The sequence below is a fragment of the bacterium genome, assembly GCA_021372515.1.
Taxonomy (GTDB): Bacteria; Gemmatimonadota; Glassbacteria; order GWA2-58-10; family GWA2-58-10; genus JAJFUG01.
Genome location: JAJFUG010000111.1, coordinates 11,671 through 26,907 on the forward strand (window position 1 = coordinate 11,671; position 15,237 = coordinate 26,907).

Annotated in this window: 10 protein-coding genes; 5 read left to right on the top strand and 5 right to left on the bottom strand. The window is 61.5% G+C overall.

The features are described 5' to 3' along the window. Nucleotides 1-226: 226 nt before the first annotated feature. Nucleotides 227-2,695 (top strand): dockerin type I repeat-containing protein, encoded by a 2,469-nt coding sequence (locus LLH00_11015; protein ID MCE5271800.1) that lies wholly within the window; start codon nucleotides 227-229, stop codon nucleotides 2,693-2,695. Between the two features lie 190 nt (nucleotides 2,696-2,885). Here the strand turns inward: LLH00_11015 and LLH00_11020 are convergent, their stop codons facing one another. Then, entirely contained in the window at nucleotides 2,886-3,497 is a 612-nt protein-coding gene (locus LLH00_11020; GenBank protein MCE5271801.1) for a LysE family translocator, read from the bottom strand. Next, a complete protein-coding gene (locus LLH00_11025) occupies nucleotides 3,494-4,582 on the bottom strand; it encodes a glycosyltransferase family 9 protein (protein MCE5271802.1) in 1,089 nt (362 codons plus the stop codon). The genes LLH00_11020 and LLH00_11025 overlap by 4 nt, the downstream gene beginning before the upstream one ends. Nucleotides 4,583-4,744: 162 nt before the next feature. On the opposite strand from LLH00_11025, the gene LLH00_11030 reads away from it, so the two are divergent. From LLH00_11030 to LLH00_11045, 4 genes are all read left to right on the top strand, one after another. Then, on the top strand, nucleotides 4,745-6,313 hold the full coding sequence (locus LLH00_11030; GenBank protein MCE5271803.1) for a response regulator: 1,569 nt from the start codon (nucleotides 4,745-4,747) through the stop codon (nucleotides 6,311-6,313). 168 nt (nucleotides 6,314-6,481) lie between these two features. Further along, the gene (locus LLH00_11035; GenBank protein MCE5271804.1) at nucleotides 6,482-7,399 is read left to right on the top strand and encodes a glycosyltransferase family 9 protein; all 918 of its coding nucleotides are present in this window, start codon (nucleotides 6,482-6,484) and stop codon (nucleotides 7,397-7,399) included. 100 nt (nucleotides 7,400-7,499) lie between these two features. Next, entirely contained in the window at nucleotides 7,500-9,281 is a 1,782-nt protein-coding gene (locus LLH00_11040; protein MCE5271805.1) for an SGNH/GDSL hydrolase family protein, read from the top strand. A gap of 229 nt (nucleotides 9,282-9,510) precedes the next feature. Continuing rightward, nucleotides 9,511-10,722: a hypothetical protein gene (locus LLH00_11045; GenBank protein ID MCE5271806.1), complete on the top strand. Its 1,212-nt coding sequence runs from the start codon at nucleotides 9,511-9,513 to the stop codon at nucleotides 10,720-10,722. Between the two features lie 9 nt (nucleotides 10,723-10,731). Here LLH00_11045 and LLH00_11050 read toward each other — a convergent pair whose 3' ends face one another. From LLH00_11050 to LLH00_11060, 3 genes are all read right to left on the bottom strand, one after another. Then, nucleotides 10,732-11,325: an RloB family protein gene (locus LLH00_11050; GenBank protein ID MCE5271807.1), complete on the bottom strand. Its 594-nt coding sequence runs from the start codon at nucleotides 11,323-11,325 to the stop codon at nucleotides 10,732-10,734. Further along, nucleotides 11,322-12,680 (bottom strand): AAA family ATPase, encoded by a 1,359-nt coding sequence (locus LLH00_11055; GenBank protein ID MCE5271808.1) that lies wholly within the window; start codon nucleotides 12,678-12,680, stop codon nucleotides 11,322-11,324. Before LLH00_11055 ends, LLH00_11050 begins: the two co-directional genes overlap by 4 nt. A 147-nt stretch (nucleotides 12,681-12,827) precedes the next feature. After that, nucleotides 12,828-15,131 carry an RNA-binding transcriptional accessory protein gene (locus tag LLH00_11060; GenBank protein ID MCE5271809.1) on the bottom strand — a complete coding sequence of 768 codons (2,304 nt, stop codon included), beginning with the start codon at nucleotides 15,129-15,131 and terminating at the stop codon, nucleotides 12,828-12,830. Between the last annotated feature and the right edge of the window lie 106 nt (nucleotides 15,132-15,237).

The following is a 15,237-nucleotide window of genomic DNA, read 5'->3' on the forward strand; positions in this document are numbered from 1 at the left end:
CGCGCTCTTTTATCTTTAGTCCGTATTCCGCGTATTCTCGCATTTCCGCAAATGGAATATCGAATATGAGAATCAGGGTTGTCAGGTATTGCGCTAACTGCATAAGTGACAACACAATTACTGCATCCCCCGGCTGGCATCCTTTTTGTAGAAGGTTCCCCTCGCCTGTCCCGAAAGGGCATAATCCACCTCCTCCACATACCTTTCTCCAGCCTGGGGGTTTTCGATGCGTGTTCTGGCTGCCGCTGTACTGCTCCTTTTTACTCCGCTGCTGGCCGCGGGCCAGGGCTACACCCTGGTCGAGCACCCGCGTATCCTGGTCAACAAGGCCCGCCTTCCCGAACTGGCCCGGCGCGCCCACGCCGGCGGGATGCTGAGCGAGGACTACGCCCCGCTCAAGAACGAGGCCGACCGGATCGTGGCCGAGGAGACTTTCAACGATCTGGACGATGTCTGGCACCGTCCGATGGACATGTTAGCCGCCTGCCTGGTCTATCTGGTCGAGCGCGAGCGGGGCAACGACAGCGCCTATGTCTACGCCCGGGCGGTAAAACATACCTGGCAGAAATGGGAAGCCCAGCACAACTTCAGAGAGGGCTTGTTGTTTTCCAACCTCGGTCCTGGGCATTTCGGCAGCTTCGCGATCGCCTATGACTGGATCTACGACTACCTCACCCCAGAGGAGCGCAAGAGCTACGGCGATGCACTCGGCAGTTGGCTGTCCTATTACACGAATTCGGCCACGATCACCCTTCTTTACGGCGACTGGCTGTACAACCAGACCTGGGGCCCCGAACACTTGAACACGCCCAACTGCCGGGACGGGATAACGCCCAAGCTGCTGGTGGCTCTGGCCCTGTCAGGGGCGGGCACGGCGCGGGAGGATGACTGCAAAAGTTTCCTGGATGACTGGTACACCAAAATCCCGCGGGATTGCATGCCCCTGTTCGACATGATGGGCGGTGTGTGGTCCGAGAGCATGGGCCACGGGATCTATGCCAACGTGCAGACCACGCCCTGGGCTTTCGAGGCCTGGCGCACCGCCACGGGCCAGGACTGGTTCCAGCTCGGGGAGCCCACCACGTTTCTCAAGGACCTCAACCGCTGGGCCGTGTTTCTGACCGTCCCGTTCAACAACCGCACCGCCTATATCGACGACAACGCCAGCCCGGGCGACCTGCCGAACACCATGAAGAACGTGGCCCCGATCCTGGGGGCGCGCTACCGTGATCCGGTGGCCAACTGGGTCGCCTCCAGCTGGCAGCGCGGCCGCTGGCCCGAGGAGTGGTTCAGCTCCAACACCATCTTCCGCTTCGTGCCCTACGATGAGAACGTGACACCGGTCTCCCCGGGCCAGGCCGGCTGGGAGTTGTCGCACCTGTTCGAGGGCGCGGGCCATGTCTACCTACGCAGCCAGTGGGACAACCCGGACGCCACCTGGGCCTTTTTCGGCGCCGGGCCGCTCTATGCCGGGCACTCGCGGGACGACGAGGGCCATTTCCTGATCGCCAAAAAAGGCTGGCTGGTGCTGCGGGCCGGAGGAACCGGGCACAACGACGACGACTACTACGCCGGTGGATCGATGCCCTTCAACATCGTCACGGTCTATGATTCCAAGGAGCAGTTCCGCCGCACCGAAAAACCCTCGGACGGCGGGACGGACAACCCGAACGACGGTGGGTTGATCCGGCGGGTCTACACCGGCCGCACCGACACGGGCGGCCAGCGCCAGGAGCGCGGGCATATCACCGCCTACAGCCACAACCTGCGCTATACCTACGCCGCCGCCGACCTACGCGACGCCTACAGCCGGAGCAAGTTGAACGAGATTACCCGTCAGTTCCTCTACCTGCGCGGCGAGCATGAGTTCTTCGTGATCTTCGACCGGGTGGAGTCCACCAGCGCCGACTTTCCCAAGACCTGGTTCCTCCACCTTCCCACCTGTCCCACGCTGGACGGCGCCGAGAGCGTGGAGGTGGCGGACCACGTGCTGCATTACAGCGGGGCCAAGGTCAGCACCTGGTTGAGCGACCCCTGCCGCACGGACCAGGCTGTGCTGTCGAGCGGTCGCTCCCGGGCGTTCCTGAGCACCCTTCTTCCCGCCAACGCCGCGATCACGGTGCGCGGCGGCGCGGGCTACGATTACTGGGGCAACCCGCACAACCCGGCGGGACGGAAGAATTTCACCGGCAGCGCCACATCCAATCCGCCCCAGGTGCCTTGGCGCCTTGAGGTGGAGCCACCCGCCGCGGCCACCCGCGACCTGTTCCTCCACGTGCTGGAGGTGGCGGATGAGGGCCAGGCCACACCCGCCCCGGTGGAGCTTCTTCAGAACGACGGGCAGACAGTGGTGTTCCGTATCACTCCGGCCTCGGGCCAGCCGGTGGAGGTGCGTTTCAACAGCCAGGGCGACCTGGGCGGCAGTGTCCAGTTTGTCGGCGGCCAGGCGGAAATCCTGCCCTCCTCGCCCCAGACCGATGGCCAGACCGGGTTCCGTCACGATGTAAACCGCGACGGCCGCGTGGGAATGGCCGATGCACTGGCCCTGATCCTGCGGGTCATGTCCGGGGACAGCGACCAGGCGCTCGATTTCAACGGGGACGGCAAAGTCGGGTTGGGCGATGTGGTGGCCCTGGTGCGGTTCCTGGGTGAGGCGGGAGCGCCGGGTTCCGGGCCGTACCTGGCCGTAAAATGAGTCGTCAGGAAGGGAAAGCGAACTGCACGGGGGGCCGGCGGGGCGCGAAAAGCGCCCGGCCGGGCCGCGCGGGGGGAGGCACGGAGTGAGGGGCTGAAGTTGAGCCTGGAGGTTTCCCGACGCCCGGCTCTCTCCCCGATCCCGCGCGCGGCCGGCCCCGCGCCTTGCGCGGCGCCGGCCCCCCCTGCTTTCAGTCCCGGAGCGCGATCATGGCCCCGGCCGCGATCAGCACCGAACCCGCCACCCGGTTGGTCCAGGCTGCGGCAGTGCCCCGGACCAGGAACGCGCCCGCGCTTCGGGCTGCCAAAGCGTAGAGCGAAAGCCCAGAGGCCAGGGCGGCGGGCACGATAAAGCCCACCAGGAGGATATCGAACGCACCCAGCGCGTTGAAATCGAGGAACGCGGGCAGGAAACCGCAGTAGAAAAGAATTACTTTAGGATTGGAGAGAGAGACCAGCAGGCCGTGGAAAAAGCCGCCGGACATTCCGGAGCGGTTATTTTTATCAGTAAGGAGCTTACCGGAATTCAGCAACAGGTGCACTCCCAGCCAGATCAGATAACCACCCCCCAGCAGCTTGACCAGGAAAAAAAGTCTCCCCAACACCCCGGCCAGGGCCGAAAGACCGAACAGGGCGAACAGAAGATAGACAATATCCCCGCATATGATCCCCCCGATCACGGCCAGCGAGTGCCTGAAACCTGAGCTGAGGGCACGTGATACGGTGGCGAACACTCCAGGGCCGGGAATGACAGCGAAAATAAAGACTGCCAGGGCCAGGGCCAGGGAGGAGGAGACGGTCATGCTCCGGCTCCGGGGTTCAGGGTAGTACCAATAAGAAGCTCCTCGGCTGCGACGATCACCCTTTCCGGCTGGATGTCGCGCATGCAGCGGAAATGACCCAGAGGGCAGCGCTGGCGGCCGTTATGGGTGCAGGGACGGCACCAGAGCGGGATCTCGACCACCCGTGAGGTGGCGCGGTAGGGGAAATAGCCGAAATGGCGCGTAGTCGGCCCGAAAACAGCCGCCACCGGCGTGCCCACTGCGGTGGCCATGTGCATGAGGCCGGTGTCGTTGGAGATGAGGAGCCTCGCGCGGCTGAGCGCCGCGGCCGAGGCCATGAGCGGCAGCCTGCCCGCAAGGTTGACACAGCGCTCCGGGCCCAGGCTCGCCCGGACCAGCTCGCAGTCCTGAGCCTCCGGCCCGCCGCCCAGGAGCACGGCGCTAAAGCCGTGCCTGTCGCAGAGCGCCGCCGCGGCTGCGGCGAAACGCTCGGCGGGCCAGCGCTTGGTCGGCCAGGCCGCCCCCGGGGCCAGGGCCAGGAACGGGCCCGCCTCCATCCAGCCCGGCGGGAGCGCCGAGCGGAAAAGATACAAGTCTTCTTCATCCGGGTGCAGCTCGCAGGGGCCGTTGTCCAGCTCCAGGCCCAGGCCGGCCAGCGCGGCGGCGTACTGCCACGGCATCGGTGCGGGCTCCGGGCCGTAGAGGTCCAGACGGGCGTAGACCAGAAGGCTGCGGTTGAGGTAGGGTTTGGAAAGAAATACCTTGCTCCGGGCCGGGATTTTTTTGCGCAGGATACGGCTGCGCAGGCTGTGGTGCAGGTCGGCCAGGATGTCCCAGTGCCGGACTGAAAGGCTTTCGGCCAAACGCTCAAGCTCCTCCCGTCTCCCCGGCTCCTCCAGGATAAAAATTTCATCCACCGTCCGGTTGCCCTTGAGAAGAGGGGCGAAACACGCCTTGGTCACATAGACAATCCGCGCCCCGGGCCAGTGCGCGCGCATGGCCCGCAGCACCGGAGTGGTGAGGATTATGTCCCCCATCGAGCTGAACCGCAGTACCAGGACACTCTCCACCCGCTCCACTGGCCCTTGCCGCCCCGTTAGATGCATTGACAAGTCCGCCCGCCGCCTCTAAGTTTGAAATTAACTGACAAAGACAACCCGGGAGAGTGTATCGGCCGCTGATTTAATGTCGAACAGAGCATACACTGACTCTGGCGCGGAAAGTACAGCCGTGCCTTAAAACTGCAATTTAGAACCGGGACAAATTCGATGTCAAACGATTTATCTAAAAAGATACTGTGGGTGGATGACGAGGTGGAGCTGCTGCGCAGTCAGATAATCTACCTCCAGCAGCGCGGCTACCTGGTGGAGACCGCGGCCAACGGCGAGGACGCCCTCGAGTTGCTGCGTGCGGTGAATGTGGACCTTATCCTTCTCGATGAGCAGATGCCGGGCAAGCGCGGGATCGAGACCCTGGGCGAGATCCGCCAGATCGCCCCCGGTGTGCCGGTGGTCATGGTGACCAAGAGCGAGGAGGAGGACCTGATGGACCTGGCCATCGGCCAGCAGGTGGATGACTATATCGTGAAGCCGGTCAACCCCAACCAGGTGCTCTCTGTCTGCAAGCGCCTCCTCGAGGGCAGCCGCATCCGCCACCAGCGCACGGCACAGGATTTCGTCTCCCGGTTCCGCGAGCTGGAGGAGCGCCGCACCGGCATGTTCACCTGGCGTGACTGGGCCGAGACCTACTCCGAGTTGATCACCTGGGAGGGCCGTCTGGCCGAAAGCGGTGAAAAAGGCCTGGCTGGCTTGCTCGATCAGCTCAAGCACCAGTGGCGGCGCGATTTCTCGGGCTATGTCACCAGTAGCTATCTCAATTGGCCTTGGGCGGCGCGCGACAATCGGCCGCTGTTGAGCGTGGACGTGGTCGAGGAGTTTGTCGTGCCCCCGGCACGCACCGGCAGTCCGGTGATTTTCATCATCGTCGACTGCCTGCGCCTGGACCAGTGGTTTCATATAGCCCCCATGGTGTACGAGCTGTTCGACATCCAGCTCAAGCACTATTTCTCGATCCTGCCCACTGCCACGCCCTACGCGCGCAACGCCATTTTCAGCGGCTATTTCCCGCTTGAGATCGTGCAGAAATTCCCCCAGTACTGGCAGGTGGGCTCGGATGACGAGGGCAGCCTGAACCAGTACGAGCTGGAGCTTCTCACCGCCCAGCTCGAGAGGTTGGGCCTCGACCCGCGTATCCCGCCGCGCTACGAGAAAGTGTTCACCAAGGAGGACGGGTCCCGGCTGGTCAAAAAAATTCCCTCCCTGATGCAGCGCGGGGTGACCGCCCTGGTGTTCAATTTCATCGACATCCTCACCCACGGCCGCTCGGAGAGCGAAATCCTGATGGAGATCGCGCCCAACGAGCTGGCCTACAAGGAACTGATCCTCAGCTGGTTCCGTCACTCCAGCCTCTACGGGGTGCTGCAGGAGGCCGCCCGTCAGGGGGTGACAGTGGTGCTCACCTCCGATCACGGCAGCGTGCACTGCTCGCGCCCGGTCACCGTGTTCGCCAAGCGGGACGCCTCGACCAACCTGCGCTACAAGTTCGGCGACAATATCAGCAGCGAGGAGCCGGTGACATTCCTGGTGCGGGATGCCGAGCGGGCCAAGCTGCCCTACCTCGGGATAAACGTGCACTACATGTTCGCCACCGAGGACTACTATTTCGTCTACCCGACCAAGCTGCGGGAATACCAGAGCCGCTATTTCGGCAGTTTCCTGCACGGCGGTATCTCGCCCGAGGAGATGATCCTCCCGGTGGCGATCATGACCCCCCGTTGACCCGGGCTTGGGTCCGGCATAGAGAGGCGCGCCCTGGAAAGCTTCGACCGTATTCTGATCTTCAACACCGCCTTTCCGGGTGACATAGTCCTGACCACGCCGCTGCTGCGTGCGGTCTACGAAAGTTTCCCCGGCGCCTGGATCGGGTTCTGCACCACCTCCGCCGGGGTGCGCCTTCTTTCGGGGAGCAGCTACCTGGACCGTCTGCTGATTTTCGAGAAACACGGGCGCGACCGCGGGCCGGCCGGGGTCCTGCGCGCGGCGCTCCATCTGCGGACCGAGAAGTTCGACCTCGTTCTCTGCCCGCACCGCAGTTTCCGCAGCGCCATGCTTCTGGCCCTGGCCGGCATCCCCGAGCGGGTGGGGTTCGATGCCAGCCAGGGGCGCTGGCTTTACACGCGCCTGGCCCATCGTGACAGCGCCGCCCACGAGACACGCCGAAACCTGGAGCTTCTGGCCCCGCTGGGGGTAAACCCCTCCGGCCTCTCCACCCATCCGTTCCTGCCCGTGACCGGCGAGGAGGCCAACCATGTGTTCGGGATGCTGGGCGTGGGCCTGCCCAAAGGGCCGGGCCCGCTGGTCCTGGTGGCCCCAGGCTCGGTCTGGGGCACCAAGCGCTGGCCGCCCGCGCGTTTCGCCGAGCTGATCGACAGCCTGTACGAAAGCTACACGGCGCGCGTTCTCCTGGCCGGCGGGCCAGCCGACCGCGGGGCCGCCGACTCGGTCCTGGAGCGGGTCAAAGCGCCCTGCTTCGACCTGGTCGGCCGCACCGACCTGCGCCTTCTGGCCGCCCTGGTGCGCAAGGCCGACCTGGTCGTCTGCGGCGACAGCGCCCCGATGCATATCGCCTGGGCTTTCGACAAGCCCACGGTGGCCATTTTCGGCGCCACCACGCCCGAGCTGGGATTCGCCCCCCTGTCGGAGCGCTGCCTGGTGGTGCAGGTGAGCGGCCTGGAGTGCCGCCCCTGCTCGGCCCACGGCCCCCAGACCTGCCCGCTGGGGCATTTCCGCTGCATGCGGGAGATCACGTCCCAAATGGTCCTCGATGCCTGCGACAAGGCCCTCGCCCTGGCCCCGGCACGCTGAATGAGGCTTATCGCCGCGGGGGCGACCCTTCCCCGCGCTATGCTTTTAGGCAAGACGCAACCCTGATCCGCACCTTTCAACCACCGCAAGGAGACACCCGATGCGAAACACCTGGCTGGCCCTGTTTCTTCTGACCGCCCTCACAGTCTGCACCGCCCGGGCCGAGTTTTTCATCCAGGACGGGGACGTGGTCTGTTTCTGGGGCAACAGCATCACCGACTACGGCATCTATCCGCGGATGATCGAGAATTATGTTGTGACACGCCACCCCGACTGGAACGTCAAGTTCTTCAACCTGGGCTGGGGCGGCGACCGCACCATGAACGTGGGACGCCTGCGCCGCGACATCCAGCTCTGCAAGCCGACCAAGGTCTGCGTGATGCTGGGCATGAACGACGGCGAGTATAAGCCGTTCGACCCCAAGACCCTGAGCGTCTACCTGGACAGCCTCAAGACCGAGCTGGCCATTTTCCACGAGAACTCGAACCCCCAGATCATGCTGATCTCGGCCACCCCTTACGACCTGCGCGTGCGCCTGGAGCAGGTCAGCGGCCGGGTGGAGGACACCAAGGCCCTCGGCACCCTGTTCTACCCCGAGGTCTTGCAGCGCTACTCCTGGGAGCTGGGCCGTCTGGCCGGCCTGGAGGGCTGCCGCTACGTGGACCTGAACGCGGCTTTCATGCGGCATAACCGGGAGGTCGGGCTGGCGGACGGCAGTTTCGTGCTCACGGCCGAGGGCGTGCACCCCAACATCGACGGCGAGTTCGAGATGGGTTGCGTGATCCTCGAGGGCATGGGCGCGTGTGACCTGGTGGCCGCCACCACGATCGACGCAGCCGCCGGAACGGTCAAGCAGCAGGAGGGGGCCACGGTCGAGGCGGTGAAGGCCGCCGCGGGCGGGCTCTCTTTCACCCGCAAGGCCGCCTGCCTGCCCGCTCCGGCCTATCCCTCCACCCGCGCGCTGACCCAGCGCATCCTGGAATGGCCGGACAAGCTGAACAGCGACCTGCTCAAGGTGGAGGGCCTGGCTGCAGGCTGGTACAGCCTGGAGATCGACGGCAAGCCGATTGACATCCTCCCGGCCTCTGACCTGGCCGCCGGGGTCAACCTCAGCCGCTACCCGAACACCCCGCAGATGCTGCAGGCGATGAAAGTGCTCGAGGCGGGCGAGAAACGCATGGCCGCGTTCTACACCCGCTGGCGCCGGGTGCTGCTGGAGGGTGTGGGCAGCCCGCGCGATTTCACTCCGTTCAAGACCGGCGTGATCACCGAGGCCCTGGAAAAGGACGAGGCCGCGGCCTACGCCGAGCAGCACGCCCTGAACAAGCCCGTGGCCCAGGCCTATGCCATCAAACCGGTCAAGTCCCCGGCCCCGCAGCCGTCGCAGTTCGTCCCGGCCAGCGCGTTCCTGGGCAACCTGGTCAAGGTGCACATCCAGGTGGAGGCCGCCGCTGTGCCCGGGTTCAAGCCGCCGTTCAGCCTGCGGGGGAATTTCACCTACGCGCCCCAGTACCAGTGGGGCATCCTGGAGTCCAAGGGCTACTATGCCGACATCCCGGTGCTGCTGTACGATGACGGCACCCACGGGGACAAGCTGGCCGGCGACGGGGTCTGGTCGCTGGACATGTTCATGCGCAAGGACTCGGGCAAGCTGGCATTCGGGCTGCATGACGGGGCCTACGAGCACCTGTACTGGAACCCCATCGAGCGCGGGTATTACATGAACCCCTGGTGCGAGAAAATCACGGTCGCCTGGGACAAGCTCCTGGGCGGAAAGGGTGATGACTGGCTCGGTTGGGTCGACCTGTCCAAGGACCAGAGCTTCGTCTGGGACCAGGCCGCCCTGGCCAAGGCCGTGGCCCAGGGTCTGATCGAAAAGTAAAAAGCCAGAGTGGGTCCGGGCCGCGCATCGGGCGCGCCCGGTGCACCGCAATGTCGTATCGGCATAAGGGGGAGGCTCGCGCGGGCCTCCCCCTTATTAGCTTGACAATCATTCCCTTAGGGCGCGATCTTTATCTCGGCTGGCTGCAAGTGTAGGATCGAAGACGGATAACAGTCTCACGGGATGGGCGGGCACGAATATGTTCAAGGAAAACATATTGGCGGTACTGATGCTTGTATCGACGGTGCTGATAGTGTTTCTGGCCCTGCTGGTGCGTCGGCGCGGACGGGTGCGGGGCAGCCTGTTCTTTCTGCTGATGAGTCTGGGCGTGACCGGCTGGGCTGTCACCAGCACCTTTGAATATGTCAGTATGGCCCTGGCGGCCAAAATCTGGTGGTCCAAGCTCAGCTACGTGTTCATCGGCTCGGTGGGTGGGCTGTGGCTGCATTTCGTGCTGGATTACACGGACCGGAGACACTGGCTGAGCGGCTGGCGGCTGCCGGCTTTCTGGGCCATCCCCGCGGTCTGCCTGGTCCTGGCCCTGACCAACGAGTCACACCGCCTGATCTGGAGTTCGGTCAGCCTGATCAGCGACCAGTACGGCAGCCGCGCGCTGTACGAGCACGGCCCGGCCTGCTGGGCCCTGGCCATTTTCACCTACATCGTGCTCACCGGGGCGGCGCTCCATCTTATCCACTGGTCCGGGGACGCCCCCGCCATGTTCCGCCGTCAGGCCCGCACGCTCGTGCTGGGCTCGCTCCCGCCCTTTGCGGGCAGCCTGGCCTACATGTTCAAGCTGACCGAATTGCCGGGGGTGGACTACACCCTGTTCGGTTTCGCCCTGATGGCGCTGATTGTGGGCTGGAGCCTGTTGCGTCAGGGCCTGCTCGAAGTGCCGCCCGTGGTCTACGACAAGCTGTTCTCCATGCTGCGCAGCGGCGTGCTGGTGACCGACACGGAGGGCCGCCTGATCCTGTCCAACCCGGCGGCACTGAGCTACCTGGGCCTTGGGGCGCTCCAGCCGGGCGCAGCTCTGCCGCAGGAGGCCTGCAGCATCCTGTCCGGCTGCGGGGCCGGCGGCGGCGAAGTCTGCCTAAGGGCCGGCGCTGAGGAACTCTGGATCGACATCAGCTGCTCGCCGCTGGAGCACCGCGACTCCAGCCCGGCCGGACGGTTGTACATCCTGCGCAACATCACCGAGCAGAAACAGCGCGAGCGGGAAAAAGAGCGTATGATCGCGGCCCTGGAAAAGAGCCTGTCCGAGATCAAGCGCCTGCAGGGCCTGCTGCCGATCTGCATGCACTGCAAGAAAGTTCGCAACGACAAGGGCTACTGGGAGCACGTGGAGCTGTACGTCTCGGAGCACTCGGAGGCCGTGTTCTCGCACGGGGTCTGCCCGGACTGCCTCGAAAAGTTCTACGGTCAGTACCTGAAAAAATAAGTGTAATGATTAAGAGGAAAGGAGTTTTTCTACTAAGCGGTAGACTGTGGTTCCGGCATGTTCCGGCCACCTTTCACAAGGTGGGGTGTCGTTGGCTTTAGCTCTTGTAATCGCTTCTGGAATGCCAGGAATCAATTTCGCCATGTCGAAATTACTTTTAGAGTAATTTTGAAGATACCTTTTCAGTTTTCTGCAACATTCCGTTTTTGTTGAAACCCCGGCCGCGTTTTCAAAATGGAGCAACAGCCAGTATTCGAATAGAGGTCGGCTGACCGCGAGGTAATTGTATCCTGGTGCATTTTGAGTCCAATTATATGCATTCTCTAACTGTCGTTCTGGCCAACGATCCATATCTACAACCAGCCAGGCTTCATAAGGCCTTTCGTATTTCTCTTTTCTTAAATGTGCCTTAAGCTTTCTAAGAATGGCTTCAGGCGAACTGTCGTCTCGGCTTGGGAGTATTTTTAGAGCTATACCCTCTAACTTTCTGAAATAATCAAAGTATTGAGGTTCTGTTTTGTCACCTTCAGAGGCAATGACATACAATTTTCTTAATGGTCTTGTACCAGTTGGACGGTAGAACCGCCTTCTCAAAGCTGTCATTCTTCTCCCCTATCCGAGGAGCCGACCTTTTCACAACGAGCCAATTGACCACTTAGCAGTAGACGCGGCACCCCGCCGAATCTACCCTGCAAGTACATTTTCCTGATATCTTTATCAAACCTTACTTTATAATCAGACTTATAATCAGACAGAGCCAATAATGAGGAAACTCCATCAAGGTTTCTTTCGAGAACCCACATTTCATCTCTGCGCAAAAGATTTTGATCCATTTGTAGGACATCGTGAGTGGTAAAGACCAGTTGAGAACGGCTTTCCGGAGAACAAGCTCCAAGATAGGTTTCAATAAGCCTACGTACAAGGATAGTATGCAAACTCCTATCTATCTCATCAATGAAAAATACACCCTTTGAATCTTTTTCAGACAAATATAGAAAAGCTGGCAACAAATCAAGAATTCTATTTGAACCGTCTGATTCTTGGTCAGTCTCAAATTGAATTTCACTTCCATCTTTTCGCTTGTGAAAAGCTACTAATTTTGTTACTACAAGTTGACCTTTTTTTCGAGTGACAATATACCGGTTGTTTGAGAAAGGAGGTAAGCTCAAGGATTGTCCCTCCTTTAATTTCTCTTCTAAAGATTGCACTGCTTTTTCCGGCAAATCAGAACTCTTCAATGTAAATTCTTCCGCTGCTCCAAGATGATCTATTCCTGTATCCAATCGCGCCAAATTGACATTGACAAAAGGGAAAAGCGGATTATTGTCTTGGATGAATTGCTCGAACGGCCCGAAGCGATCATCTGGACCAATGAGAAGCAAAGATTTATCAAACCAGTTGAAAACAGGCTTAAAAATATCGATTTTTTGGTTAACAGAATTTGTCAAGAAAAGCTGGTTATCTCGAGTGCCTTTGAATGCGTATTTAAGAGAGTCATTATCTAATAAGCTTTTAGAAAAAACCACTTCCGATCCATCTCGATCATAGAGATGTTCTTCGCGAGTGCTTGATATCATCGATAAATATTCTTTAATTATTCTATCTCGGGTTAACTCAAAATAGAAGCAATAAACAATTTCATCTATTAGGAGTTCAAACCTGAAACTGGATATTTTATCATTATAAGCAGGGTCAAGCCGAAAAGGTTTAATTTCTATCAAACTATTTATATTGGTCCCTTTTGTTACAAGATGTTTTGAAAAGCTTAATGCTTTGAATAGATTTGTTTTTCCCGAAGCATTGCCACCAAAAAACGCCGCAATGGGTAGTATTCTCAAAGGATATTTCCCAACTCTTGGAATTCTCTCTCCATGCCGTTTCTCTCTGCTCGCCACCATCGAAAAAGTCACTTTATCCCGGAATGACATCCAGTTCTCTACTTCAAACGATATGAGCATTATCCCTCCAAAGAGAAAAAATCACATCAGGTGTACCAATTATAAACCGATAGGATGTTATATGCAAGCTTAAGAGAGAAATTATCACACAAAAAGGGGACGCCTGGTCGGGCATCCCCTCTTTAAAATAATAGAAGTGTGTTATCCCTACCGCTTCTTCCCGCCGCCCCACTTGGCCTTGAGCGCCTCCAGAGAGCTTTGCATGTCCGGCTTTTTCTCTTTCGGCCGGGGTTTCTCCCCGCCCTGGGGCCGCGCTCCCGGTGCTGCTGTCGCGGCGGCGCTGTCCTGCACTTTCTTCAGGCTCAGCGCGATGCGGTGGCGCGCCAGGTCCACCTCCAGCACGGTCACGTTCACCCGCTGGCCCACCCGCACCACCTCGGCCGGGTCCTTGACATAGCGGTCCGCGATCTGGCTCACGTGCACCAGCCCGTCCTGGTGCACCCCCACGTCCACGAACGCCCCGAACGCTGTGACATTGGTCACTATCCCCGGCAGACGCATCCCGGCGCGCAGGTCCTCCAGCTTTGCCACCCCTTCGGCGAAACTGAACGCCTCGAACTGCTTGCGCGGGTCGCGCCCGGGCTTCTGCAGCTCCTGCACGATATCGTTCAGGGTGGGAAGGCCCACCTCGGGGGTGACATACTTGTCCAGACGGATACGCGCCCTGAACTCATCGTTTTTCAGCAGGTCCGGCACGGAGCAGCCCAGGTCGGCGGCCATGGTGTCCACGATATGGTAGCTCTCGGGGTGCACCGCACTGGCGTCTAACGGGTTGTCCCCCCCCAGGATACGCAGGAACCCGGCCGCCTGCTCGAACGCCTTGGGCCCGAGCATGGGCACCTTGAGCAGTTGCTCGCGGCTCTTGAACGGGCCGTTGGAGTCACGGTGGGCCACGATGTTGCCGGCCAGGCGTGGCCCCAGGCCGGAGACATAGGTCAGAAGCTGACGGCTGGCGGTGTTGAGTTCCACGCCCACGCTGTTCACGCAGCTTATGACCACGTCATCCAGGCCCTTTTTCAGCTCACCCTGGTCCACATCGTGCTGGTACTGGCCCACGCCGATGCTCTTGGGGTCGATCTTGACCAGCTCGGCCAGCGGGTCCATCAGCCGCCGTCCGATCGAGACCGCCCCGCGCACCGTGACATCGTGCTCCGGGAACTCCTCACGCGCCACCTCGGAGGCCGAATAGACCGAGGCCCCGCTCTCGTTGACCATGATGATCGTGGGTTTTCCGGGAAGCTCCAGCGCGCGGCAGAACGCCTCGGTCTCGCGCCCGGCGGTGCCGTTGCCGATGGCGATCAGTTCCACGTGGTGCATCGTGCAGAGCCGGACCACCGTTTGCGCGGCGGACTTGGCCGCGCCCTCGCCGGTGTGCGGATAGATCGTCTCGTTGTGCAGAAGCCGGCCCTGACGGTCCAGCAGCACGAGCTTGCAACCGGTGCGGAAGCCCGGGTCGAGGGCCAGCACGCTTTTCTGCCCGGCGGGCGAGGCCAGAAGCAACTCGCGCAGGTTGGCGGCGAACACGCGGATCGCTTCGGCATCCGCTATTTTCTTGGTCTCCAGGCGGATTTCGGTCTCCATCGAGGGGGCGAGAAGCCTCTTGAACGAGTCGTGCACGGCCTCGCGCACCTGGTCCGCGGCGGCGTTGTGCGCCTTGATGAACTGGCCGCAGAGAATGTCCAGGGCGGTGTCTTCCGGAACCACCACGCGCAGGGTGAGGAACAGCTCCTTCTCGCCTCGGCGCATGGCCAGCACGCGGTGGCTGGGGGCGGCGGCGAGCTTTTCCTCCCACTCGAAATAGTCGCGGTACTTGGCCCCCTCCTCCTCCTTACCGGGGATCACCCGCGAGCGGAACAGGCCCTCGCTGTGGAACAGCTCGCGCATGGCGCGGCGGGCAGGCTCGCTCTCGTTGACCCACTCGGCGATGATGTCGCGCGCGCCGGCCAGGGCCGCCGCGGCATCCGGCACCTCTTTTTCGGGGTCCACATATTTCTCGGCCTCGGCGGCCGGGTCGATCTCGCCCTGCTCGAACACGAGAATAGCCAGCGGCTCCAGGCCGCGCTCGCGGGCAATGGTGGCCCGGGTGCGGCGCTTGGGCCGGAACGGGAGGTAGATGTCCTCCAGCTCGGTCATGGTCTCGGCCGCCCAGATCCGCGCGTTCAGCTCCTCGGTCAGAAGGTTGCGTTCCTCAAGGGACTTGAGGATCGCCGCACGGCGCTTGTCCAGCTCCTCGAGCTGCTCCAGACGGTCGCGCACCGAGGTGATCTGCACCTCGTCCAGCTCGCCGGTGGCCTCCTTGCGGTAGCGCGCGATGAACGGCACCGTGGCCCCCTCGGCCAGCAGCTCGGCCACGGCCTCCACCTGGCGTGGCCTCACCCCCAGCTCGGCCGCTATCTTGATGAAATACCGGTCTTCGATCTTTCCCTCCTTGCTTGGATCATCCCCCAACATGTCTTCCCCTGCGGAACGGGACTTATATACCCGGGACAGGCGGCCTTGTCAAGGCCGGGGCGGGACCGGAGCCGAGTCCGCGGTCGACAGGCGCGGTGCAGACACG